This is a genomic window from Haloarcula laminariae (assembly GCF_025457605.1).
Lineage (GTDB): Archaea > Halobacteriota > Halobacteria > Halobacteriales > Haloarculaceae > Haloarcula > Haloarcula laminariae.
On the sequence record NZ_JAMZFY010000001.1, the window covers coordinates 813,663 to 836,782 of the forward strand.

The following is a 23,120-nucleotide window of genomic DNA, read 5'->3' on the forward strand; positions in this document are numbered from 1 at the left end:
CGCCCTTCACTCGCTTCGCTCGTTCCAGTGCTTGCATCGCCGGGGTTCGCTGAGAACGCGGCCCCTTTCAGCCCCACCCATGACGGTTGGTCAACCGGCTTCGGGTGGGGCTGAAAGGGGCGGCTGGCTCCAGGAAGGCGGCCGACGCAAGGACCGCAACGCAGTGAGGACCACAGCGAGGCCCCTGACTGGAGCCAGCTGGGGCTTTCTGGCTGTTTGCCGACGGTACCGCTTAACTACACACTGCTCTGTGTTTCGACCGAGTATGTAAGTGTCAGTAGTGTCAATTAGACAACCGTATGGACGAAATCGAACTCGGACAGGCGACGATAGTCTACGAGGACCCGGAGGAGGGCGTCATCCAGGACACCGTCGACAACGAGGAGATAGTGTACGCCCGCGACCACTGGATGGTCCGGACCGGCACCGACGAGGACGGCAACGACCTGATGAAACAGATTCCCAAGGAGCGCGTCCACCGCGTCGACCGCACCGTCGAGAAGTTCGAGGACCAGGCCGGGACCGTCCGGCGGCGGGTCGAGTCGCTGGCCAGCGACCTCCGCGAGCGGATTCCGGTCGACGTCGGCGACGGCGGGCGCCGCGAGACGATGCAGTCCGAGCCCGAACAGCAGGAGGAGGCCCGGACGATACCGGTCGATGACAGCGGTGTTCACGAGCAAGGCGCCTCGGAGGCACAGTCGGAAAGCGAACCCGGCGGCGGCGTCGAAGACGACTCCGACGTCCGGTAGCGCGAGCCGCCGCGTTCGGCCTACCCGAAGTAGTCGACCAGCCGCTCGGCCGCCGTCTCGACCCGGGGTGTCGTCAGCGAGAAGCGCAGCGAGTCGGTACGGGCCTCGCCGAAGGCCGCGCCGGGCATCCCCGCGACGCCGGCCTCGTCGACCAGCCGCTCGGCGTTGTCGAACGTGCCCGGGAAGTCGGGGAACCGGGCCAGCACGTAGAAGCCGCCGTCGGGGTGGGTGTAGACCGCGCCCGCTTCGTCGAGCGCCGCACAAAATCGGTCGATGCGCCCTCGGAGCCGGTCGCGGGCGGCCTCGTAGTAGGCGGCGTCGGTCGTCTCCATCGCCCGCTGGACGGCGTACTGGGCCGGGCGGGAGCCGCTGACGTTGGTCAACATGTGCCGCGTCGTCGCCCGCTCGACGAGGCCGCCGGTCGGCCCGTCGGCCGGTGGGAAGACGGCATAGCCCACGCGGAAGCCGGTGATGGCCATCGACTTCGAGAAGGCGTTCGTCGCGACGACGTTGGGCGACGCGCAGTCGAGCGCGGAACTGAACCGCCCCGAGTAGTCGAAGTGGTCGTACACCTCGTCGGAGACGAGCAGGGCGTCACACTCCTCGGCGACGGCGGCGAAGGCGGCCATCGCGTCGGCGTCGTACACCGCGCCGGTCGGGTTGTTCGGCGAGTTGACGACGATGACCGCCGTCTCCGAACTCGCCGTCGCCCGCACCGCCTCGGGGTCGAGCCGACCGTCGGCGCCGACCGGGACAAACGTCGTCTCGGCGTCGAGGAAGTTCGCCCGCCCGGCGTAGTAGGGGTAGACCGGGTCCGCGAGCAGTATCTCGTCGCCGGAAAAGCGGTCGAGCCCGCCGGTCATCGCGAGGTGGTTGGCCTCCCCGGCGCCGTTCGTGACGACGACCCGGTCCTCGGTGACGCCGTGGCGGGCGGCGATTTGTTCCCGGAGCCCGCGGAGCCCCCTGCTCGGGGCGTACTGGAACGCCGCGGCGTCGCCGTCGGCGTACTCGCGCAGTCCGGCTCGGACGCCGGCCGGCGGGTCCCAGTCCGGGCTGCCCGAGACCATGTCGACCACGTCGCGGTCGGCGCGAGCGGCGTACTGCATGACCCGGTAGAACTGCGGGGTCTCGTAGTCCATACCGTCCCTGGACGGGCCGACGGACTTTGCTCTTCCGTCACTGCCTGACGTACAGCGTCACCCCTCCGACGACCACGAGGAGTATCCCCCAGAAGAGGTCCGTGCCCGGCAGAAAGCCGAGCAGGAGCGTCACGATGCCCGAAGAGAGGAGCGACCAGCCGACCGTTGTCCGATAGGCCATATGACACGTCCGGGGCCGGAACTGAAAGCTTCAGGGGCGGTTCGTCGGCGCGTCGCCGAAAAGAAGGCCACGGGCCGAACCGCGTCGAGCGGTCAGTTGGAGCCCGTCCCCGTGATTTGCCGGAGCCGTCCCGGCAAACCGCCGGTTCGACCGACCGTCTCAGTCGTCCGCGACGGCGCCGGCGTCGCGCTGGTTGACGTCCAGCTCGCCGACGACCTGGGTGTGGGGGTACGGGAACCCGATGTCCGCCTCGTCGAAGCGGTCCATCACCGACTCGGTCAGCTTGTGCTTGACGCCGCCGGCGCCGGTCTCCTGTGGGTTGATCCACATCCGGGCGTTGAACACGATGGCGGAGTCACCGAGGGTGGTGAGGGGGGCCGACGGCGCCGGGTCCGCCAGGACGCCGTCGATGGCCTCGATTTCTTCGATGATTATCTCCCGCGCCTCGTCCACGTCGGAGCCGTAGTCGACGCCGAAGTCGACCGTGACCCGACGGGTCTCGTGGGCCTGCGTGTTCTTCACGACGGCGTTTGCCAGCTCGCCGTTCGGAACCGTCAGCTGCTCGTTGTCCCACGTGTCGAGCTTCGAGACGCGGAGGTTTATCTCGCGGACGATGCCGCCGTTGCCGTCCCACTCGATGTAGTCGCCGACCTCGAAGGGCTTGTCCTTGAGGATGAAGATGCCGGCGACGAAGTTCTCGATGATATCGCCCGCGGCGAAGGCGACACCCAGCGCGAGCGCGCCGGTGATGGTCGCGAAGGCGGCCAGAATCGTCGGGAAGCCGGCGACGGTCGCGGCGACCGCCACGGCGCCAAACAGCGCGACGGCGCCGGCGATACTGGAGCCGAGACTCACAATCGCGGGCGAGAACTCGCGGGCGTTGAGCGTCCGTTTGGTCATCCTGACGAGGACGGACTTCCCCACCAGATACAGGACGACGAACGCGACGACGAACGTCACGACGGTCAGCAGGAACGATACCACCGCTGGCACGAGCCCGGCGGGCGCTTCCAACTGTAACAGTGTGGGCATCACACCCTTACCAGCACGTTTAGCAGTATATAACTAATTGTTATCACTAGCACGGCGGCCACAACATATTTATTCACCTTCGCTCGGCGGTTCAACTAACGGGCCCGCGCCACGGCTGAACGCTTATTCGGCCGCCGGCCGAACCACCGAGACATGACAGAGGACGACCCAATCGAACAGCGCGTCGGCGCGGCGCTACGCGAGCGCGACGAGAACGTCGCGGTCGCCGAGTCCTGCACCGGCGGGCTGGTCGGCTCGCTGGTGACCGACGTGTCCGGTTCTTCGGCCTACTTCGACCGCTCGCTGGTGACCTACTCCTACGAGGCCAAACAGGAGCTGCTCGCCGTCTCCCGGGAGGCCCTGGACGACCACGGCGCGGTCTCGGAGCCGGTCGCGGCCGAGATGGCCCGCGGCGTCAGGGACACCGCGGGGACCGACTGGGGCGTGGCGACGACGGGCGTGGCCGGGCCGACCGGCGGCAGCCCGGAGACCCCTGTCGGGACCGTCTACATCGCCGTCGCCTGCGCGGCCCCCTGGGAGACGGGCGAGTCGGGCTGTACGGTCTCACACTACGAGTTCGAGGGGTCCCGGACCGAGGTGAAAGCGAAGATCGCTCGTCGGGCGCTGGCGGAACTATTGGAAAAAGTACAGAATCAGTAGCAAGAGCTTTCGGTCGGGGTGTCGTCGAGCCGGCTGAATGAACAAACGTGGCCACGTTCTGAACGCGGTCCTGTTGAGTATCGGGTTAGGATACGTCCTCGACCCGTCCGGGGACGTTTCGACGTTCGCGACTATTGCCGAAGTGTTCCTTCCGGTGGTCCTGGGGGCCCTGTTCCCGGACGTCGACACCGCCTTCGGCAAGCACCGCAAGACCCTCCACAACCTGCCGGTGCTCCTGCTGTTTTTCGCCCACCCGGTGTACCACGGCGGGAACCTCCAGTGGGTGTGGCTCGGCGTCCTGACACACTACGTGCTCGACATGGTCGGGTCGCGGCGGGGCATCGCCCTCTTTTACCCCATCTCGGACACGGAGTACGGCTTCCCGACCGGCGTGACCACGTCGAGCGACCACGCCGAGGTCGTCACCGTCGCTATCACGATACTCGAACTGGCCGCCGTCGGCGCGCTGGTGTACGTCCTCCCGACGTATCTCCCGCCGGAAGCGACCGAGGTGCTGACCAACGCGCTCGGGTCGGTCGCCTAGTACACTTTCACGTCGTCGAACGCCCCGCCGTAGGCCACGTGGTCGGGGTGGGTCGGTGCCGTACCCTGCAGCATGACGCGGTCGAACTTCTCCCAGCTGTTCTCGTAGCCCAGATGCGCGAACTCGACGCCGCGGCGGAGCGTGTGAGAAACCCCCTTGCGGTGGCGGATGTCGCGGCTGACGCCCGCCCGTAGGGCGGCTGCGAAGGACGACTCGTCGGCGAAGGGCTCGTCGAAGGCGACCCACGCCTCCCCGATGGTCCCCGGGAGATGCGCGTACGACGACGTGAACGTCGGCAGCCCCGTCCGGTCGGCGAGGCGGCTGGCGCGCCGGCTGTGGTGGGGCAGGAACTTGGGGTTGTACACCTCGATGGCGTCGATGGTCTCCCGGTAGGTCTCAAGCTCCTCGGGGCCGAGACTCACCGAGAGGAAGCCGGGGTGGGGGACCAGCACCGCCGCCCCTTGTCGCTGCAGTTCGGCCATGGTCCCGTCGAGCGTCAGGAAGTCGGGCACCATCTCCTCCAGGCCCACGGCAAGTATGTGGCGCCGTCGCTGCCAGGTCCCGGTGAACAGCTCGCGGCCGGGGTAGACGGTGAGTTCCTCGTCGGAGAACGACCGCGCCTTGGCCCGGATGTCGGGCAGGCGGGTGAAGTGGGGTGCATACACCAGCGCGTCGAGCCCGCGCGCTTTCGCTCGTTCGACGACCTGGTCGTCGAGAACCTTCACGTGCAGGTCGACGGTGAACCCCTCGCTCGTCACGGGTCGGGTTACCCCGGTCGCCCCATTATGGGTTTCTATTTCGGGAAGTGTCGCTGTGCCGTGGCGAACGCTTTTACCATCGGGGTGCCTGCCTCACAGCAATGCCACGCTGGGAGTGTGCCATCGAGGGCGACGACAGCCAGTTCGACCGCGTCGAGGAGCTCATCGTCCACCAGTCGAAAGAGCACGACCGCATCACCTGCAAGGTCTGTGGGACCGTCGTCCCCGACGGCTACTTCGCCATCAAGCACGCCTTCGACGAACACTCCCGCGCCGAGTACGTCCGCGCCTACGACGCCTCCGCCGCGGAGGTCCGCCGGCGCGAGAACATCAAGGAGTCCATCGAGTCCGAGGCGGACATGAACGAAGTCATCGAGCGCCTGGAAGGGTGAGGCCGCCAGCCACCCCGAACTGACGGCGGTCAGGGCCGCGACCGGAGATAGCCCCCGACCCCGATGGCGACCGCCCCGAACAGCACCGACCCCAGCCGCAGGAGGGTCCCCCTGTGGGTCGCCGGCGGCGTCCCCTGCCGGACCGTCAGCATGTCGTACGTCGCAATCACCTGTCGCCGCTGTTCGACCCGCTGCTCTCTCGACTGCTCGGGCGACGTCTCCGTGGTCTCACCGCCCGACGCCGTCCGACCGTCCGCCGCTTCCTCGGAATTCGGCGACTCAACCCTGATACGGTCGACCGGCTCGTCGGGCGGCGGGAGGTCGGCGTTGTCGGGCCGCTCGATGACGACGCTGGTGCGTCGCTGGCGCTCCTCGTACTCCTCCGAGGTAGTCACCTCGCCGACGTTGTTCGCCTCGTCGTACGGGAACTCGGGTGCCCCCTCGCCGACCGGCACGGTGTACTCGTGGTTCGGGGAGCGCAGCGAGGACACGTATATCTCCTGACCCCGCTCGGAGAGGTTTTCGTACGCGATGACGGTGTAGCCCTCGGCTTCGAGTTGCGAGCGGTTCTCCATCGTCCCGTCGCCGGTGTCGTGGTAGAGCACCTGCTGGACCGGGAACAGGGCCGGAACGAGCAGCGCGGCGACACCGACCACGAGCAGGACCATCGCCGCGGTCCGGGCCGTGTCGTCGACCATCAGAGGTCCGCCCCCTGGAACCGCCAGTAGCCAAGCGCCAGTGGCACCGCCAGCCAGACGGCGAAGACCAGCAGCGACATCTCGTCACCGAGATACGCCGGCAGCGTATCGCCCTCCCCGGCCCGCTGGAGGACCTCCCGCTCGAACTCAGAGGGAACCACGAGGTTCATCGCCTTCCGGTAGGCGATAAGCGGGCTGGTGTAGAGGATGGCGTTGTAGAGGTCGACGTTCGCCTCGAACCCCAGCAGCGTCTGGTGGACGTACCGGACGAGCAAGGCGACGCTGACCCCCGGGATGACATACAGCAACACCAGCCCGAAGTACGACCCCACCGCGGCGGCGATGGCCCGGCTCCGCTCGGCGACGGCGGCCGACAGCGACACGGCGACGGCAACGAAGACGGCCGCGTAGAGCCACGAGACGACGAACATCCCGACGATGACGCCCAGCGGGAGGGCGCCGTTGCGGGCCACGGCCATCGCGGTGGCAGTGGCGAACATGAACGCGACCCCGGCCGTGACGACGCCGAGCCGGCTCGCCAGCTTCCCGAGGAACACGTCGCGGCGGCTGTTTGGCAGCCCCAGCAGGAACTTCACGCCGCCGCTCTCCCGTTCCCCGGCGATGGCCATGTAGCTGGCCACCAGCGCGACGATGGGGAGGAGGAGTCCGAAGACCCCGCCCATGGTCCGGAACAGCTGTATCACGGTCTCCCGCGGGGTGAGCCGATAGCCCGAGACGCCGAAGGCGATGACCGCCGTCATCAGGCCCAGAAACGTCGCCACGGCCCACAGCGCCCGGGACCGCCGCGCCGCCGTGAAGTCCTTCCGGGTGACATCGCGCAGCGTCACTGCGGGACCTCCTCGGCGGCGCGAGCGTCGTCGCGGCCGCCGCCGGTCAGGTCGTTGAACAGCGTCTCCAGGGAGACCGTCTCGGAGCGGATGTCCTCGACGGTCGCGCGCTCGGCGACGTGGGTGACCACGTCGACCTTCGCGGCCGGGTCGGTGCAGTCGACCACCAGCGTCCGGTCCTCGACGGTCGCCCGCGCGACCCCGGACAGGGCGTCGACGCCGAGTCCCGTCGGCGGCGTCGTACAGTCCAGATGCAGGGTGGCGTGTCCGCCCGCGTTCTCGCGCAGCCCTTCGATGCTGTCGACGGCGACCAGTTCGCCCTCGTTCATCACGCCCACCCGGTCGCTGACCGCCTCGACCTCCGAGAGGATGTGACTGGAGAAGAAGACGGTCGTCCCCTGGTCGGCCCGCTCGCGGACCACGTCGCGCAGCTGCTGGATGCCGTTGGGGTCCAGCCCCGTCGAGGGCTCGTCCAGAATCAGGAGGTCGGGGTCGTCCACCAGCGCGATGGCGAACGCCAGGCGCTGTTGCATCCCCTTGGAGTAGTCACCGGCCATGCGGCCGCCGTCGCCGGCCAGCCCCACGAGGTCGAGGAGTTCGTCGGGGTCGTCGTCGGCCCGCTTCGTCCGGATAGCCCACGAGAGATACTCCCGCCCCGTCAGGGGGTCGTCGAAGCCGTACCCCTCCGGGAGCACCCCGACCCGCTCGCGTATCGCCTCGGGGTCGGTCTGTGCGTCCTGTCCGAGCACCTCGACGCTCCCCGCCGTCGGGCGGATGAAATCCAGCAGGAGGTTGATGGTCGTCGACTTCCCCGCGCCGTTGGGCCCGAGAAAGCCAAAGACCTCCCCCTCGTCGATTGTGAGGTCGAGGTCGTCGACCGCGACCACGTCACCGAAGCGCTTCGTCAGCCCGTCCGTTCGAATAGCTGCCATCTTATAACCGAACCGTCATCACATGGGAGTGTAAAACTTCCCGACGGTTCGACCGGATTTTGACCGACGGCTCGGGGACGACGTTGTACAATCAGGCCTGTATCGGGGGCCAGTACATGTTACATGTCCGAAAACGGACGCGGAGGGAGACCGCTCGTAACTCGGTGGTTGCGGAGAGAGCTATCTCCACCTGGGGCTCATCGGCGGCCGAAACGTGAGCGAAAATGCGGGACCTCATGGTTCGTAGGACCCCCGGTCCCACGCTCATCACGAAAAGCGCGTCGCGTCTTTCGGACGACTCAGTTCGGTCCCGCGAACCGGCGGCTTCACCGCCGGGGAGAGACCGCCCTTCGGCGCCTCACGGGTCGCTGCGCTCCCCGCTCGACCTGTCCGAAGAGCGCTTCAGCGCTCTTCGCTATCCAGCACGCGAATCTGGTCCCCGCGCACGGTGACCGGAATCGGGACCGTCGCCTCGTACAGTTCGACGGTGACCTGGTCCTTGCCCTCGTCGATGCGCTGGACCTGGGCCTTCTCGCCCTTGAACGGGCCGGCGATGAGTTCGACGATGTCGCCCTCGGCGATGCCCTCCACGTCGGGTTTCGGCGAGAGGAAGTGTTCGACCTCCGCCATCGAGGACTCGCCCTGGACGACGCCGTTGGCGTGGGGAATCTCGTCGAGGATGCGGTCGAAGACGTTGTGGTCGTCGGCCTCGACCATGACGTAGCTCGTCAGCGAATCGGGCGCCAGCGCCGCGTGGATGTCGGGCTCCTCGCGGTTGATTATCATGTCCGCGACGGTCCGCTCCTGGCTCGCCGTGGTTTTGACTGCGTAGATACCCATCTGCTTACACCGGCTTGCTGCCCGGGACGAACGTCATCAGGGCGAAGATGATGAAGCCGATGAGTCCCACCAGGACGATACCGGCACCGGCAATCTTTGCAATCTGTGAGAACTCCTCCCAGTCGGGCGTACTCGCCAGTTTGAGTACGCGAACGTAGGAGGTGAGGTCGTACGGAACGTTCATGCGTGGCCCTATCCGCCGGTGGCTTTTCTATATTGTGGTCGGCGTCGGTGGCGGCTAACCCCGCTCAGTCATCGGCGACGGCGCTCGGGCCCGCACTGGCGGGCGTCGCCGTCGGGGCCGCTCCCGAGTCCCGGTCGAGTGCCTGCACCGTCTTCGACATCTGTTCGGAGACCACAGTCTGTTGCTCGCACAGCCGCTGGGTGGCGGCCCGCAACTGCTCTACGGCGTCGCCGAGACCGGTCGTGTTGGTGTTGAGTTCCGCCATCGAGTCCCCGAGGTCCGAGAGCGCGCTGCCCACGTCGGTGTCGTCAGCCGCTGCGTCTGTGGCCATACAACGAACGAAGCACCAGGCGCGGGTGTGGGTACCCCCTAACTAGTTAGCATCAGTCGCGCCCGGCGCCGTCCCCGGACAGGCGGCTGACGGTGGCGTTTATCTCGTCGACCTGTCGGGCCTGTTCCTGGGTGCTCTCGGCGGTCGCCTGCATCTCGGCGGAGATGTCTTCGGCCCGCTCGACCACCTGGTCGAGCATACTCGCTATCTCTTCGGTGCTTGCGGCCTGGTCGTTCGTCGCCGCGGACACCTGTTCGATGCCCTCGGCCGTCTCCTCGATGGCGGTGACGATGTCGGTCAGCGCCTCGGTGGCCGACTCGACCTGTTCGATACCGCGCTCGACCTGCTCGGTCGTCTCCTCCAGGTTCTCGACGGTCTCCTGGGTGTCGGCCTTGATGCGCCCGACCATCTTCTCTATCTGCGAGGCCCGTTCCTGGGACTCCTCGGCGAGGTTCTTGACCTCGTCGGCGACGACGGCGAAGCCCTCGCCGGCCTCGCCGGCTCTGGCGGCCTCGATAGAGGCGTTCAGCGCCAGCATGTTCGTCTCGTCGGCTATCTCGTCGATGACGTCGACGATTTCGTCTATCTCGTCCATCCGGTCCCGCAGCGAGGTCACGTCGTCGGTGACTTCCGCGGCCGACTCGCCGACCTTCTGCATCACGCGCTCGGTCTCCTCGGCGGTCTCCTGGACCTCCGAGGCGGCCTCGTCGGCGTTTCGGGCCGTCGAGGCCACCTGGTCGCTCGTCGAGGCTATCTCCTCGACGGTCGCCGAGAGGTTCGACACCTCTTGGCTGACGCTCGCGAGGGCCTCCGACTGCTCGTCGGAGATGTCGGACACGCGCTGGCTGCTGTCCGCGACCGACTCGACGGAGTCGTGGAGGTCGTCGGTCCGGCCGGCGACGTCCGAAACGATGTCGTCGAGCCGCGCCGCCATCTGGTTGAGCGAGTCGACGACGTCGAGCAGCTCGTCGTCGACGTACCCGGTCTCGTCGACGGACGCGCGTGACTGGAGGTGCCCGGCCTCGATGTCGGCCATCGTCGACTGCAGCTCGGCGACTATCCCCCGGAGCTGCTCCTGCCGTTTGGCGTCCTCGGTCCGGTCCTGTATCATCTCGACGACGCCGGTCAGTTCGCCGTCGTCGTCGTATATGGGCGCGGCGCTGAACCGGATGTGTCGGTCCTCGCCGCGGGCGTCTTTCATCACGCTCTCGTCGGCGTACAGCGCGTAGTCGACGTCGTCGACGCGGGGCACGTCGTACTCCTCGTCGCAGTCTTCCGGGGCCTCTATCACCTTCTCTGCGAGGGTCATCGACCGCCGCCCGTCGTGGTAGAACGCCGGCCCGACGACGCCGTGTTCCTCCGTGAGTTCGACCGCTCCGGCCTGGGACTCCCCCGTCAGGGCCGCGAGCGAACTGTTCCAGTGCAGAATGTCGCCGTCGGCGTCGAGAACGAAGATAGGCGTGTCGATGCGGTCGAGAATCATCCGGTAGTGGAGTTCGTCGGGAGCCCGGGTAGGGTCGGTCACCACGCCACCGTCCGGCGTCGCCTCTCTGTCCGCATCTGTCGGTCGGTCCTCTCTTCGCATATGGAACAACAACTCTTGGACGGTGGTATAATATTTATCATAATAGAACAATATGAATTCGGATTACGTTCGGCAGACGCCGAAGCGCTCCGTACTGCGCCTCGCTGCTGCCCGACTATCGAGGACGCCACAGGTGACCGCTCCGCCTAGATACAGAGCCTCGAACGGAGACCGGTCAGTCCACGTAGTCGATTTCTTCGCTGGCCTGCTGGCCCGCTCGCGCCTGCTGACCCTCGCTTTGCCCGTAAATCTGTGGGCTCTCGACGCCGGTGACCACTATCATCGTCTCCATTTTCCCCTCGAAGTCGTTGTTGACGGAGGCGCCCCAGATGATGCGGGCGTCGGGGTCGATGCGGTCGTATATCTCCTCGACGACGCCCTCGGCCTCCTCGATGGACATGTCGGGACCGCCGACGACGTTGACCAGGGCGGAGTTGGCGCCGTCGAACTCCACGTCCAAGAGCGGCGAGCGAAGCGCCGACCGGATGGAGTCTTGGGCCTTGTTCTCAGAGTCGCTCTCGCCCAGCCCTATCATGGCGACGCCGCCGTTCTCCATGATAGTCCGGACGTCGGCGAAGTCCACGTTGACCAGGCCGGGCTTGGTAATCAGTTCGGTCATCCCCTTGACCGAGCGCATCAGCACGCGGTCACAGATTTTGAAGGCGTCCTGCAGGGGCATGCTGGGGGCGTAGTCCAGCAGGCGGTCGTTCGGAACGACGATGACGGTGTCGGAAACGGAGCGCAGGCGTTCGAGGCCGGCGTCGGCGTTGGCCCGTCGGCGTTCGCCCTCCGCGGTGAAGGGGATGGTGACGATGGAGATAGTGAGCGCCCCCTCCTCCTGTGCGGCCTGGGCGACGACGGGGGCGGACCCGGTTCCCGTTCCGCCGCCGAGCCCGGCCGTGACGAAGACCATGTCAGACCCCGAGATAGACTGCTGGATGTCCTCGATATCCTCCTGGGCGGCTTCTTCGCCTATCTTCGGGACCGAGCCGGCACCGCGACCGCCGGTGCGCTCGCGGCCCATCAGAATCTTCGTGTCGGCCTCCACCTCGTCGGCGAGGTGCTGGGCGTCCGTGTTCGCGGCGACCAGCTTCGCGCCGTGGATGCCCTCCTCCATCATCCGCGTGACCGTGTTGCCGCCGGCGCCGCCACAGCCGACGACGGTTATCTTGGTTTCGAGGTCCTTGACGACGCTCGCGAGCTCGTCGTCGGTCATCGTCCCGGACGTGGAGGGGTCCTCCCGCTCCGGGGTCGGTTCGTGCTGGCTGTTGGCCTCGGGGTCAGCGCTCTCCTCGCGCTCCCCTTCGGCCTCGTCGATGGCGTCGTCGATAATCGAGTCCATATTTAAATCCCCGTTGCAGACGAACACTCATTAGTTTTCCCCCTGTGTCAGACGGATGACTGACAGCTCTGCGGCCACTCTCGGGCCGATTTCTTACAACGTAAAGCGACGTATACGCTCGCTGTGGACCGTCTCCGGCTCTATCTCCCGCCCGTCGACCTCGACGGACCGGCCGGCGGACAGCTTCCCGTACTTCGGCCCTTCGGGGATGCCGAGCGTCTCGGCGAGCTCCGGGTCGAACCGCTGCTCGCGGGCGCGCAGCCCGTCGCCGTCGCGCTCGACGCTGTCGTAGCGCTCCCGGAGGACATCGGCCAGCGCGTCGACGACGGCCGAGCGCTCGGCCCCCGCGGCCAGGACGGCCGGCCCGGTGACGACGGTGCCCTGCTGTGTCGTCCCGAACGCGAGCGTGTTCGCCGCGAACCAGTCGCGGACGCGCTCGGCGTCGATACCGGTCGCCTCCGAGACGAGCTCCTCGGGCAGGGTCACGACGTCCCAGTCGTCCGGCGGGTCCGTCGCCGCCTCGCCGAAGCGGAGGCCGTCGTCGACGGGGCCGACCGCTGCCTCCACCGACTCGACGAACCCGAGCGGGACGCCGGTCGTCTCGCGGACGAACCGCTCGCCCACGACGCGGTAGCCCAGCGACTCGACCGTCTCGGCGAGGTCGGGGTGGCCGCCGGTGACGAGCGCGTACTCCGCGCCGCTGGCCGCGACAGCGCGCCCGAGGACGGTCTCGTACTGGTCGTCGATGTCGCCTGCCGACGTATCGTCCGCGAGCCGCACCCATTCGCTCAGGTCCGACAGACACCAGTCGGCCCCGATGTGACCGACCGCCCAGTCGGTCTCCCGGGCGACCCGCTCGAACTGGGGGACGTAGTGGCCCCCGCCGAAGCCGACGAGCTGGCGGCGGCGTCCCCCCTCGTCGGGCGCGTCGGCCGGGACGCCCCGCAAGTCCAGAATCGCCCTGGCGGCTGCCCGCGCCGCCCCGGGGTCGCGCCACTGTGGCTCGGCGCTGCCGACCTCCACGAACATCGACGGGACGCCCACCTCGGTCGGGCCGTGGTGGGTACACTCCATCCCCACGTCGTACCCGTCGGGGGCGTGGTCCGCCAGCGCGTCGAGGACGGCGCGGTGGGCGTTCGGGGCGGCGCGTGCGAAGCGGCCGCTCTCGCCGCCGTACTCGGCCTCGCCGAAGTTCCCGGTGTGATGGGCTGTCAGCAACTGTCCGGTCTCGCCGGCGTGTTTGGAGGCGAAGACCAGCAGTTCGGGGTCGTCGAACGCCGTCGCCGCGTGTTCGAGTTCCAGGTGGGGCCCGTCGAACTCCCGGAGTTCGGCCCCGTCGGTCCGGTAGACGGTCCCGCCGCCGTCGGCGTCGGAGCGGTCGTCGTCGACCGTCTCGGTCCAGTCGGCCGCGTCGAGCAGTTGCTCGCCGATGTGCGTACTGGCCTCGTCGGCCCGCGAAACGACGATAGCGAGCATCAGTCCGCCAGCTCCTCGTGGACCGGCTCACGGCCTATCGCGGTCCGGAAGGCGTCCCCGGCCAGCCCGAACAGCTCCGCGAGGGCCCGCCGCCGTAGCGCAAACAGCGCCGTCCCGATGACGAGGTACAGCACGGCGTAGCCGACGAGTAGCTCGTAGCTGTCGAACGGCAGCCCCACGAGGTCCCGGATGAGGGCGAATTCGAGTATGACCTGGGAGATGAACAGCCCGAAGAGGACGACGGCCTCGCGGATGGATATCTCGAAGTTACAGAGGATGGCCAGCGCGAAGTACGACTGGGCGGCGGTAATCCAGATTTCGGCGGCCTGCTTCTGGTCGAACGGCAAGGTCCCGAGGCCGCCCAGCGCGATGGAGTAGACGACGGCGATGGTCCCGATGAGCAGCGTCCACTGGTTGAGCTTCGAGGAGATGAGCGCGTTGAACCCGGCCGTCGACCGGGCCTTGTTGACCAACACCGCGACGACGATGAGTTCGGGCGACTCGCTGGCCAGCGGTGCGACCCACTGAATCATGAAGAACTCGGGGATGCCGTTCTGGAGGCCGATTTCCTCCAGACCGTGGGCAAAGGGCTCGACGGCGGTGAAGATGAGCAGCCCGGAGTACGCAAACAGCGTGAGGACGACGAGCGGGCGCCACGGCAGCGACCAGCCCTGGAAGTACTTGGGGACGCCGACGGTGTGGTCGGAGGTCTCCACGTCGGACTTCAGGACGAGCCCGATGTAAGTGACGTACAGCCCGACCAGGAACAGCGTATCGAGCAGCCCGATGCCGCCCCCCAGCGGGACGAGGAAGGCCCACCCGGTCGCCAGAAAGAGGAAGGTTATCTCGGTCGCGATGTCGCGGTCCAGCGCGACCGCGTCGTTGAGGAGCCCGTCGCGGTTCTTGACTGCCGGGTCCCGGGTCTTGGCCGCCCGCCAGACGGTGAAGACGGCGATACCGGCCCAGCCGATGCCGATGAGGATGCGGTTCGCGCCGGTCATGTTCGCGATGGCCAGGTTCGCGTCGTGACAGCCCCGGGCCAGCGTCGTCCCGCTTGCCTCTATCTCTGCGGCGGTCAGCTGGCTACATGCCTCTGCCGTCGCGCCGCCCGCCCCGGCGTTCCAGGCGTACAGCGCGTCGACGGCGTACTCGGGCGCGACCGCGAGCACCGCGAGGACGGCGATAGCGAAGGCCCTGGGTACGTCCTTCTCCGCGGTCTCGGCGCCCCACGCCAGCAGAAACGACGCGCCGAGAACGGCCAGTCCGCTCACCCCGACGGTCGCCACGTTGTCGAGTTCGATACCGAGGAGCAACACGGCGACCCAGCCGACGGTCAACAGCGCTGCGGCCCCGACCTGCACGAGTGGATGACGGAGGCGACTCACTAGGCGTTCACAGCGGCGGTCAGGTGGAAAAGGTTGCGAAACGTCCGCTAGTAGGGGGGAACTACGCCGCCGTTTCCGTCTCCCCTGCCTGTGGTACGTCCCGCCGACGCCCCCGCCCGCGACCGGAGCGTGGCGTTCAATAGCGGGGGCCACGCCCACGGAGGTATGGAAGTCTACGGACTCATCGGGAACCCGGTCGGGCACTCGCTGTCGCCGCCGATGCACGAGGCGGGCTACGACGCCCTGGGCATCGACGCGAAGTACGTCACGTTCGAGCCGCCGGCCGACGAGGGGGCGGCGGCCGTCGAAGCGGCCGACAGGCTCGGTGTCGCGGGGCTGAACGTCACTCTCCCGTTCAAGCAGGACGTACTCGAGGCCGTCGAGACCGACGACCTCGCCGCGCGTATCGGCGCGGTCAACACTATCGACCTGACTGGTGAGACGCCGCGAGGGTACAACACGGACGCCGTCGGCGCGGTCCGCGCGCTCGACCACCACGACGTGGCCCTCGATGGGACGGCGGTCGTCGTCGGCGCTGGCGGGGCCGGCCGCGCCGTCGCCTTCGGGCTGGCCGACGAGGGGATGACCGTCGAGATAGCCAACCGGACGGCCTCGAAGGCCGACGACCTGGCCGCCGAGGTGCCCGGCGCGGGCGGGCACTCGCTCGACGGGCTCGACGACCTGCTGTCCGGCGCCGACGTGCTGGTCAACTGCACCAGCGTCGGGATGGACGAGGACGCGACGCCGGTCCCCGCCGACGCGCTGCACGGCGACCTCGCGGTCCTCGATGCGGTGTACTCCCCAATCGAGACGCGGTTGCTCCGGGACGCCGCGGCGGCCGGGGCGACGACCGTCGACGGCGCGTGGATGCTGCTGTACCAGGGCGTCGAGGCGTTCGAGCGCTGGACCGGCGAGACGGCGCCGGTCGACCCGATGAACGCGGCGCTTCGGGACGGCCTCTGAGACGGGCTGTCGCGGACGCGGACCCGGTGGCGGCGCGGCTCCGGACAGGGAGACGCGGTCCGCCTGAGGAGTACTCTACCAGCAAGAGATTAGTGTCGGGGCACAGAACAGGAGCGTATGGGTTTGCTTCAGAAGCTGAAATCAGCACTCGGGCTCGACGAAACGGGGTCGTCGGAGTCGGGTCGCTCCGGCGACGTGGACGTCACCGTCGAGCGTGAGCCCTCGACGGAGGACGAGGACGCGGTCAAGGGAACCGAGACGGCCAGTAGTGGGGAGTCGACGGGCGAACCGGATGGCCCGGGGACCAACGGCGCCGAGAGCGGGGACTCGTCGGTCGAGGAGGCCGAGGTATCGGCCGGCGAGCCCGACACGGCCGCTGCGAGCGCGAGTGACGCAGCCGACGACGCCAACGCGGACACTGTCGACGACACTGAAGCTGACACTGTCGACGACACCGACGCGGATACCGAAGCCGACGACGCCGATGCGGACACCGAACCTGACGACACTGCTGCGGACACAGCTGACGACGACACTGACACGGACACTGCAGCAGACGACTCCGACGCGGACGCGCCCGCCGACACGGCGGGCAGCACCGACCCCGTCACGGAGCTGAACGGCATCGGTCCGGCCTACGGGGACCGACTCGCCGGTGCGGGCATCGACACTGTCGGCGAGCTGGCCGACGCCGACGCCGCCGACCTGGCGGACCGCATCGAACTCGGCGAGAGCCGCGTCGCCGGCTGGATAGAGCAGGCCAACAGCTACTGATTCTGCGACGGTATCGGCTGTCCGGCCGGCGCGGCGCCGGGATACTGCCCGAACCGCAAACGAGTTACCCGCCGGGCTGTTGCTACCGGTAATGCCACGGGTCGAGACGAGCCGCGACGCCTACGAGGCTCTCGCTGCCGACGCGCCGCCGTCGGCCCGGATTCCCGTCGTCGTCTCGGTCACCGTCGACGACCCCTTCGCGGCGTACCGCCGGGCTCGCGACCCGACCGGCGGCGTCTATCTCGGGACGACCGGCGGGCAGTCGGGCTGGGGCTACTTCGCGACTGCGCCCGCCGAGTTCGTCGAGGTCGGGCCCGACGACAGCCCGGCGCTCGCCGCACTGGCCGACGCGCTGGCCGGCGACACCCTCGTCCGGGGCGACTGTGAGGTCCCCTACCCGTGCGGCGCTATCGGCTGGCTCTCCTACGATGTCGTCCGCGAACTGGAGTCCCTCCCGTCGAGCGCCGTCGACGACCGCGCCCTGCCACGCCTGCAGCTCGCCACTTACGACCGCGTCGCCGCCTGGCCGGAGCCCCGCGGCGACGGGCCGGTCGAACTCACGATTACGGCGTGTCCGCGCCTGCGCGACCACGAGTCCGCCGGCGCGGCCTACGAGTTCGCCCGCCAGCACGCCCTGGAGCTGGCTCGCACGGTCGGCGAGGGCGACCCCTCCGTGGGCGACCCGCCGGCGTCGACCGACAGCGCCGCCTTCGAGAGCGACTGCACGCGCGAGGCCTTCGCCGAGCGCGTCCGGACCGTCAAGCAGTACGTCCGCGACGGCGACACCTTCCAGGCCAACGTCTCACAGCGCCTCTCGGCGCCCGCCGCCGTCCACCCGGTCGAGGCGTTCGACGCCCTCCGTCGGGTGAACCCGGCGCCGTACTCGGCGCTGGTGGAGTTCCCCGGCGTCGACCTCGTCAGCGCGAGCCCCGAACTCCTCCTGCAGCGGGACGGCGACGACCTGGTGACCGAACCCATCGCCGGGACCCGCCCGCGGGGGCCGACCGAAGCGGAGGACGAGCGCCTTGCCGAGGAGCTGCTGGGGGACGAGAAAGAGCGAGCCGAACACGCGATGCTGGTCGACTTAGAGCGCAACGACCTCGGGAAGGTGAGCCGCTTCGGCAGCGTCGAGGTCACTGATTACCGCCGGGTCGACCGCTACTCCGAGGTGATGCATCTCGTCTCGGAGGTCCGGGGGACACTCCGCGAGCGTGCCACGCTCGAGGACGCAATCGCCGCGGTGTTCCCCGGCGGCACGATTACGGGGGCCCCGAAACCGCGGACGATGGAGATAATCGACGAGGTCGAGCGGACCCGTCGGGGCCCATACACCGGCTCAATCGGCATCTTCGGATTCGACGGCCGGGCGACGCTCAACATCGTCATCAGGACCCTGGTCGGGTACGGCGACGAGTACCACCTCCGGGTCGGCGCGGGCATCGTCCACGACTCAGAACCGGACCGGGAGTACGCGGAGACCTTAGACAAGGGCCGAGCGCTGATTACGGCGGTCGACGAGGCGCTGGGCGAGCGCGCCGACCTCTCCGTGGGGGGGTCGACGTGACCGAGACGCTGGCGCCCACCGTTCTCGTCGTCGACAACTACGACTCCTTCGCCTACAACCTCGTCCAGTACGTCGGCGAGGTGGTCCTGCGGCTGGGCGGGAGCGAGGACGACGTGGTCGTCCGGCGCAACGACGCCGTCACCGTCGACGCTGTCCACGACCTCGACCCCGACGGCATCGTCGTCTCGCCGGGGCCCGGCACGCCACAAGACGCGGGCATCTCGATGGCGACTTTCGCCGAACTCGACTATCCCACGCTGGGGGTTTGCCTGGGTCACCAGGCGCTGTGTGCCGCCAACGGCGGCGATGTCGGCCACGCCGACGCCGTCGTCCACGGGAAGTCCTCGGTGGTGACACACGACGGCGAGGGCCTCTTCGAGGGCGTCCCGGACCCCGTCGAGGTGGGCCGGTACCACTCGCTCGCGGTCGACCGCGACGACCTGCCCGATGCGCTCGAAGAGACCGCTCACACCGTCGACGACGCGGAGGCCGACATCGTGATGGCGGTCCGCCACCGCGAGGCCCCCCACGTCGGCGTCCAGTTCCACCCGGAGAGCATCCTCACCGACCACGGGAAGACCATGGTCGAAAACTTCTGTCTGTCATGCAATACCACGTAAACGGCGAGCTCGTTCCCGAGAGCGAGGCCACGGTGTCGGTGTTGGACAGGGGGTTCATGTACGGCGACGCGGCCTTCGAAACGCTGCGAGTGTACGGCGGCGACCCCTTCGAGTGGGCGGCCCACCGCGACCGACTCGGGCGCACGGCCGAGGCGCTGGGCTTTGCCGACGCTCTCCCCGACGACCTGCGCGAGCGGGTCGACGAGACGCTCGCCGCCAACGACCTGACCGAGGCGTACTGCAAGGTCTCGGTCTCTCGCGGGGTCCAGCCCGGAAAACTCACGCCGGGCCCCGAGGTCGACCCGACCGTCGTGGTCATCGTCAAGCCGCTCCCCAGGGGCGGCCGCGACGGCGAGCGGCCCTGGGACGGCCCCGCGACGGTCCAGACCGTCCGCACGCGCCGGGTGCCCGACGAGGCGGTCCCCGCGGACACCAAGAGCCACAACTACCTGAACGGGATTCTCGGCCGGCTGGAGCTCCGCCGGTCGGCCGGCGACGGCACCCCCGCCGACGAGTGTCTCCTGCGCGATACCGACGGGAACCTCGCCGAGGGCGCGACGAGCAACCTCTTTTTCGTGACCGAGAACGGCCTCCGGACGCCCAGCGCGGAGCTGGACCTGCTACCCGGCGTCACCCGGGATATCGTCATGGACCTCGCCCGGGACGAGGGGTTCCCCGTCGAGACGGGCGCGTACTCGCTGGACGCGCTGCGAAACGCCGACGAGGCGTTTCTCACGAACTCCACGTGGGAGATTCGACCCATCGAGACGGTCGACGGCATGGGCGTGGGCGCCGGCCCGATGACGAAGCTCCTGCAGCGGCTCTACGACGAGCGCGTCGAGGCCCGTCACTACTGAGTACACCGGTCTGCTGGCCCCCTCACACGTTCGACTGACCGGCCCATGTCGGCTGTCCGGGAGTCGCGCCCGGCGCGTGTCGGAGGGTTTCTCGCGGCTGCTACAGCGATGACAGCGCCCGTCCAGCGGCCGGAGGTGGCCCTGTGAGTGTTACGTGGACCGAGTGATTGAAACGGGCGACCCGCCTACCCCGCCCATGGACGCGGACAGTCGCATCGCGGCGGTCGAGGAGGTACCCGAGGACGGCAGCCTCCTCTTTACCGTCCGCGAGGGATTCGATACGTCGGAAGCGATTCTCGTGGCGCTCGCGGACGGCGTCGTCGCCTTCGAGAACTACTGCCCCCACTGGACCGATGTCCGCCTGGACAAGGGCAGCGGCGCGACGGTACGGGAGGACGAACTGGTGTGTGAGAAACACGGTGCGACGTTCGAGCGCGACTCCGGGAGCTGTACCTTCGGCCCCTGTGAGGGCGCGGTTCTGGAGACGGTCGATATCACCGTCGCGGACGGCGATATCTACCTGACCGACGACCGGTACGAGTTCGAGAACAAGGGGCCCTCGGGCGACCACGACCTGTCTTCCGGCGGCCGAATCGGCTTTTCAGGCCAGTAGGCCCGGCTGTTTACTACCGAGTGGCCGGCCCGGGTAAAGTTGCAGTGGAACTATAAATTGGTGTGTGGTACCAATGACCATGACGCGCGAAAACCGCACGGAGGCCGAGGTGTGCCCGGAGTGTGACAACAACCCCGTTGTTCTGGAGAGCGGCGGCTACTTCTGTGACTGCTGTAACGAGGAGTTCACCCGCGCGGACCTCGTGACGCTCACGTAAGCTCCGCAGGGGGTATCGTCGCGCGGTATCGGCCGTCCAATCTGCACCTCTCCCGTCAGCCGATTCGGTAGGCCGGCTCGGCGACGCTCTCGGCCTTGCACTCGGGACAGCGACTCGGCCGGTTCGTCAGGTCGTCGAAGTCGGTGAAGCCACACTGGTTGCACTCGGGGGGCGCGACGAGCAGTTGCTCGTCCGTCGCGTCGAGGGACTTCGCGATGTGTTCGACGTGTGTGAGCGCGGTGCTGGTCGGAATCTCGAAGTCGTTGGCTATACTGCCCGCGGCCATGGGCTCATCGCGCAAGCGGTCCGCGATGCGCTGGCGCGTCGTACGACTTGCCTCGCGCATGCCTGGGCTACGGCGTCACGGCTAATAGAAGTTAGTGGCCGACAGCGTCGTACGGTTTCTTATAGATTATTTCCGGATACCGCCGACCCCGCAGTCGGCAGCTGTCGGTGAATCGTGACAGTAACCGGTATCAGTCGGTCTGTACCGACCGCGGACCGGTCCCGGGTGCGTCGTCCGAGAACACCTCCGTCTCGGCCGCGCCGACGGTAAAGGACGACAGGAGGTCCTTGAGCTGGTCGGCCCGTTCGTTCAGCGCCAGCACGCTCTCGCTCACTTCGCTCATCGAGGCGGCCTGTTCCTCGGCCGCCGCGGAGACGTTCGTCGCCTCCGCGGAGTTCTCGTCGCTTATCTCGGAGACTTCGCCCGCCATCGAGACGACTTCTTCGGCCGTGGCCGCCTGGTCGTCCGTCGCGTCGCGTATCTCCCGGATACCGGCGTCGGTCGCCCGGGCGTTCTCCCGGACCGTCGCGAACGCGTCCGCGACTTCCTCGACCGCCTCGACCCCTTCGGTCATGCTCCGGTTGGCCGCCTCGCCCTTCTCGACCGTCGCCGCCACCTGTTCCTGCGTCGCTTCGATGAGCCGCTCTATCCGGGTCGCCGACTCCTGGGTCTCCTCGGCGAGCTGTTTGACCTCCCCCGCGACGACTGCGAAGCCGTCGCCGCTGCCGTCGCCGCTGCCCGCTCGGGCGGCCTCGATGTTGGCGTTCAGCGCCAGCATGTTCGTCTGTTCGGCGATGTCGCCGATGAGCTCGACGATGTCGCCGATCTCGTCCATCCGGTCGTCCAGCTCCCGGATACCGGTCACCGTCTCGTCGAGGGACGCTTTGACCTCGCGGACGTCCTCGGCGGTCTGCTGTGCCGTCTGTTCGCTGTCGGCCGCGACGTCGGCGGACTCTGACGCCGTCTCCGCGACGGTGTCGGCGGACGCGGCGACCTCCTCGACCGTCGCGGAGAGGTCCGTCATCTCGTCGGTCACGGTTTCGAGCATCTCCCGCTGTTCGTCGGTGCCGTCGGCTATCTGCTGGATGGACTCGCTCACGTCCGCGCTCGTCCGCGAGACCTCGCTCACGCTGCCGTCGGCCTCCTCGCTCCCGGCCGCCACCTCGTCCGCGAACGACTGTATCTCCCGCATCGTCGCCTCCGTCTCGGCGACCATCTCGTTGAACGCCTCGGCGATTTCCCGCATGGCCTCGCTGTCGGTCGTCGTCTCCAGTCGGACCGTCAGGTCGCCGTTTGCCGCCCGCGCCATCGCGTCGCTGTAGTCGCTGGCGGTTTGCTCCAGTTGCTCGTTCAGGCGCTCGACCTCGCGTTGCTTCTGCTGGGCCGTCTCCTCGGCTTCCTCGGCCGCCGCTCTGGCCGCCTCGACCTCGGCTTTCTTGGCTTCGAGGTCGTCTATCTCGTTGCGCTTTTGCTCGACCTCCTTGAGTTGCTCCTGGACCCGCTCGCGGGACTTCTCCGTCGAGTACCACTGCGCCATCAGCCCGACGGCCGCCGCGCCGACGAAGGCCGCGTGAATCGCTCCCCACACCATCGGGTGTTCCATGGCCGCGATGTGGTTGTACACCCGGCTCGCGTCGATGACACCGAAGACGACGTGGGAGACTCCCACGCCGACGAAACCGACCGCGAAGGGGAGCCAGTCCTCGTACAGCGCCAGGATGATGAGTGCGACGAAGAAGTGGAAGTGCGCTTCGATGAAGCCGCCGGAAAAGAAGACCAGCGTCGTCGAGGAGACCACGGTCCCCAGCGACGCGAGTGCGGTCCGGCTCCGACGGCTGAACCGCGGCCACAGCGCGAGCGCTCCCAGCCCGCCGATGACCGCGAGATTCAACGCTACCCGCCAGAGCGGCACCGCGGGAATCGTCGCCCCGGTGAGGACCGCTTCGGTCCCCTCGTAGAGGCCCAACGCGAGCAGGAAGGGGATATGTGCAAACAGCACCAGCAGAATCCGCCGGTGGCGGTTCCGCCACGTCGATTCCGGAATCGTGTCACCGCTCGGGATGTATCTGAGAAACTCGCGGACCGACCCGACCGGGCCCGTCGTATCGTTATCCCCGATACCTATACCTACCATACGTCCCTAGACGGCA

27 protein-coding genes are annotated in these 23,120 nt (G+C 68.1%); 11 read left to right on the top strand and 16 right to left on the bottom strand.

Annotation, left to right across the window (positions count from 1 at the left end; translation table 11 throughout):
• Positions 1 to 299 precede the first annotated feature (299 nt).
• Entirely contained in the window at positions 300 to 749 is a 450-nt protein-coding gene (locus tag NJQ98_RS04225) for a hypothetical protein (RefSeq protein WP_262176031.1), read from the top strand.
• Between the two features lie 20 nt (positions 750 to 769).
• Here the strand turns inward: NJQ98_RS04225 and NJQ98_RS04230 are convergent, their stop codons facing one another.
• The 3 genes from NJQ98_RS04230 to NJQ98_RS04240 form a co-directional block, all read right to left on the bottom strand.
• A complete protein-coding gene (locus NJQ98_RS04230) occupies positions 770 to 1,888 on the bottom strand; it encodes a pyridoxal phosphate-dependent aminotransferase (protein ID WP_262176033.1) in 1,119 nt (372 codons plus the stop codon).
• Between the two features lie 37 nt (positions 1,889 to 1,925).
• Positions 1,926 to 2,069, bottom strand: coding sequence for a hypothetical protein (locus tag NJQ98_RS04235; RefSeq protein ID WP_262176034.1), 144 nt, complete (start codon positions 2,067 to 2,069; stop codon positions 1,926 to 1,928).
• Between the two features lie 159 nt (positions 2,070 to 2,228).
• Complete coding sequence (locus NJQ98_RS04240) at positions 2,229 to 3,101, bottom strand: mechanosensitive ion channel family protein (RefSeq protein ID WP_262176037.1); 873 nt, start codon at positions 3,099 to 3,101, stop codon at positions 2,229 to 2,231.
• Between the two features lie 153 nt (positions 3,102 to 3,254).
• Here NJQ98_RS04240 and NJQ98_RS04245 point away from each other — a divergent pair, with 153 nt between their 5' ends.
• A complete protein-coding gene (locus NJQ98_RS04245; protein WP_262176039.1) occupies positions 3,255 to 3,761 on the top strand; it encodes a CinA family protein in 507 nt (168 codons plus the stop codon).
• Between the two features lie 37 nt (positions 3,762 to 3,798).
• The gene (locus NJQ98_RS04250) at positions 3,799 to 4,305 is read left to right on the top strand and encodes a metal-dependent hydrolase (RefSeq protein ID WP_262176043.1); all 507 of its coding nucleotides are present in this window, start codon (positions 3,799 to 3,801) and stop codon (positions 4,303 to 4,305) included.
• Here NJQ98_RS04250 and NJQ98_RS04255 read toward each other — a convergent pair.
• Entirely contained in the window at positions 4,302 to 5,063 is a 762-nt protein-coding gene (locus tag NJQ98_RS04255; RefSeq protein ID WP_262176045.1) for a PHP domain-containing protein, read from the bottom strand. The genes NJQ98_RS04250 and NJQ98_RS04255 overlap by 4 nt on opposite strands.
• Before the next feature lie 101 nt (positions 5,064 to 5,164).
• On the opposite strand from NJQ98_RS04255, the gene NJQ98_RS04260 reads away from it, so the two are divergent.
• Positions 5,165 to 5,455 carry a DUF7565 family protein gene (locus NJQ98_RS04260; RefSeq protein WP_262176048.1) on the top strand — a complete coding sequence of 97 codons (291 nt, stop codon included), beginning with the start codon at positions 5,165 to 5,167 and terminating at the stop codon, positions 5,453 to 5,455.
• Positions 5,456 to 5,484: 29 nt separating this feature from the next.
• On the opposite strand, the gene NJQ98_RS04265 is transcribed toward NJQ98_RS04260, so the two are convergent.
• The 10 genes from NJQ98_RS04265 to NJQ98_RS04310 all read right to left on the bottom strand — a co-directional run bounded on the left by NJQ98_RS04265 (position 5,485) and on the right by NJQ98_RS04310 (position 15,052).
• Entirely contained in the window at positions 5,485 to 6,153 is a 669-nt protein-coding gene (locus NJQ98_RS04265; protein WP_262176049.1) for a hypothetical protein, read from the bottom strand.
• Entirely contained in the window at positions 6,153 to 7,001 is an 849-nt protein-coding gene (locus NJQ98_RS04270; protein WP_262176051.1) for an ABC transporter permease, read from the bottom strand. Before NJQ98_RS04270 ends, NJQ98_RS04265 begins: the two co-directional genes overlap by 1 nt.
• On the bottom strand, positions 6,998 to 7,933 hold the full coding sequence (locus NJQ98_RS04275; RefSeq protein ID WP_262176053.1) for an ABC transporter ATP-binding protein: 936 nt from the start codon (positions 7,931 to 7,933) through the stop codon (positions 6,998 to 7,000). The genes NJQ98_RS04270 and NJQ98_RS04275 overlap by 4 nt, the downstream gene beginning before the upstream one ends.
• Positions 7,934 to 8,335: 402 nt before the next feature.
• Positions 8,336 to 8,773, bottom strand: a complete 438-nt coding sequence (locus NJQ98_RS04280; RefSeq protein ID WP_262176054.1) for a transcription elongation factor Spt5 — start codon at positions 8,771 to 8,773, stop codon at positions 8,336 to 8,338.
• A gap of 4 nt (positions 8,774 to 8,777) precedes the next feature.
• Positions 8,778 to 8,957, bottom strand: coding sequence for a protein translocase SEC61 complex subunit gamma (locus NJQ98_RS04285; protein WP_262176056.1), 180 nt, complete (start codon positions 8,955 to 8,957; stop codon positions 8,778 to 8,780).
• 64 nt (positions 8,958 to 9,021) lie between these two features.
• The gene (locus tag NJQ98_RS04290; RefSeq protein WP_262176058.1) at positions 9,022 to 9,288 is read right to left on the bottom strand and encodes a hypothetical protein; all 267 of its coding nucleotides are present in this window, start codon (positions 9,286 to 9,288) and stop codon (positions 9,022 to 9,024) included.
• A 52-nt stretch (positions 9,289 to 9,340) separates the two neighbouring features.
• Positions 9,341 to 10,873 carry a methyl-accepting chemotaxis protein gene (locus NJQ98_RS04295; protein WP_262176060.1) on the bottom strand — a complete coding sequence of 511 codons (1,533 nt, stop codon included), beginning with the start codon at positions 10,871 to 10,873 and terminating at the stop codon, positions 9,341 to 9,343.
• Between the two features lie 175 nt (positions 10,874 to 11,048).
• On the bottom strand, positions 11,049 to 12,215 hold the full coding sequence (ftsZ, locus tag NJQ98_RS04300; RefSeq protein ID WP_262176062.1) for a cell division protein FtsZ: 1,167 nt from the start codon (positions 12,213 to 12,215) through the stop codon (positions 11,049 to 11,051).
• 93 nt (positions 12,216 to 12,308) lie between these two features.
• Entirely contained in the window at positions 12,309 to 13,691 is a 1,383-nt protein-coding gene (locus NJQ98_RS04305) for a D-aminoacyl-tRNA deacylase (RefSeq protein ID WP_262176065.1), read from the bottom strand.
• On the bottom strand, positions 13,691 to 15,052 hold the full coding sequence (locus NJQ98_RS04310; protein ID WP_262178731.1) for a sodium:calcium antiporter: 1,362 nt from the start codon (positions 15,050 to 15,052) through the stop codon (positions 13,691 to 13,693). The genes NJQ98_RS04305 and NJQ98_RS04310 overlap by 1 nt, the downstream gene beginning before the upstream one ends.
• A gap of 189 nt (positions 15,053 to 15,241) precedes the next feature.
• Between NJQ98_RS04310 and NJQ98_RS04315 the strand changes: the two genes are divergently transcribed.
• From NJQ98_RS04315 to NJQ98_RS04345, 7 genes are all read left to right on the top strand, one after another.
• On the top strand, positions 15,242 to 16,039 hold the full coding sequence (locus NJQ98_RS04315) for a shikimate dehydrogenase (RefSeq protein WP_262176067.1): 798 nt from the start codon (positions 15,242 to 15,244) through the stop codon (positions 16,037 to 16,039).
• A 117-nt stretch (positions 16,040 to 16,156) separates the two neighbouring features.
• Entirely contained in the window at positions 16,157 to 16,813 is a 657-nt protein-coding gene (locus tag NJQ98_RS04320; protein WP_262176069.1) for a helix-hairpin-helix domain-containing protein, read from the top strand.
• Between the two features lie 91 nt (positions 16,814 to 16,904).
• On the top strand, positions 16,905 to 18,377 hold the full coding sequence (gene pabB, locus NJQ98_RS04325; protein WP_262176072.1) for an aminodeoxychorismate synthase, component I: 1,473 nt from the start codon (positions 16,905 to 16,907) through the stop codon (positions 18,375 to 18,377).
• Positions 18,374 to 18,997 carry an anthranilate synthase component II gene (locus NJQ98_RS04330; protein WP_262176075.1) on the top strand — a complete coding sequence of 208 codons (624 nt, stop codon included), beginning with the start codon at positions 18,374 to 18,376 and terminating at the stop codon, positions 18,995 to 18,997. Before pabB ends, NJQ98_RS04330 begins: the two co-directional genes overlap by 4 nt.
• Complete coding sequence (locus NJQ98_RS04335) at positions 18,982 to 19,854, top strand: aminotransferase class IV (protein WP_262176077.1); 873 nt, start codon at positions 18,982 to 18,984, stop codon at positions 19,852 to 19,854. Before NJQ98_RS04330 ends, NJQ98_RS04335 begins: the two co-directional genes overlap by 16 nt.
• A gap of 196 nt (positions 19,855 to 20,050) precedes the next feature.
• Complete coding sequence (locus NJQ98_RS04340) at positions 20,051 to 20,467, top strand: Rieske (2Fe-2S) protein (RefSeq protein WP_262176079.1); 417 nt, start codon at positions 20,051 to 20,053, stop codon at positions 20,465 to 20,467.
• Between the two features lie 73 nt (positions 20,468 to 20,540).
• Positions 20,541 to 20,684 carry a DpnI domain-containing protein gene (locus NJQ98_RS04345; RefSeq protein WP_262176082.1) on the top strand — a complete coding sequence of 48 codons (144 nt, stop codon included), beginning with the start codon at positions 20,541 to 20,543 and terminating at the stop codon, positions 20,682 to 20,684.
• Between the two features lie 55 nt (positions 20,685 to 20,739).
• Here the strand turns inward: NJQ98_RS04345 and NJQ98_RS04350 are convergent, their stop codons facing one another.
• Entirely contained in the window at positions 20,740 to 21,030 is a 291-nt protein-coding gene (locus NJQ98_RS04350) for a transcriptional regulator (RefSeq protein ID WP_262176086.1), read from the bottom strand.
• A gap of 130 nt (positions 21,031 to 21,160) precedes the next feature.
• Positions 21,161 to 23,104 (bottom strand): methyl-accepting chemotaxis protein, encoded by a 1,944-nt coding sequence (locus tag NJQ98_RS04355; protein ID WP_262176088.1) that lies wholly within the window; start codon positions 23,102 to 23,104, stop codon positions 21,161 to 21,163.
• Between the last annotated feature and the right edge of the window lie 16 nt (positions 23,105 to 23,120).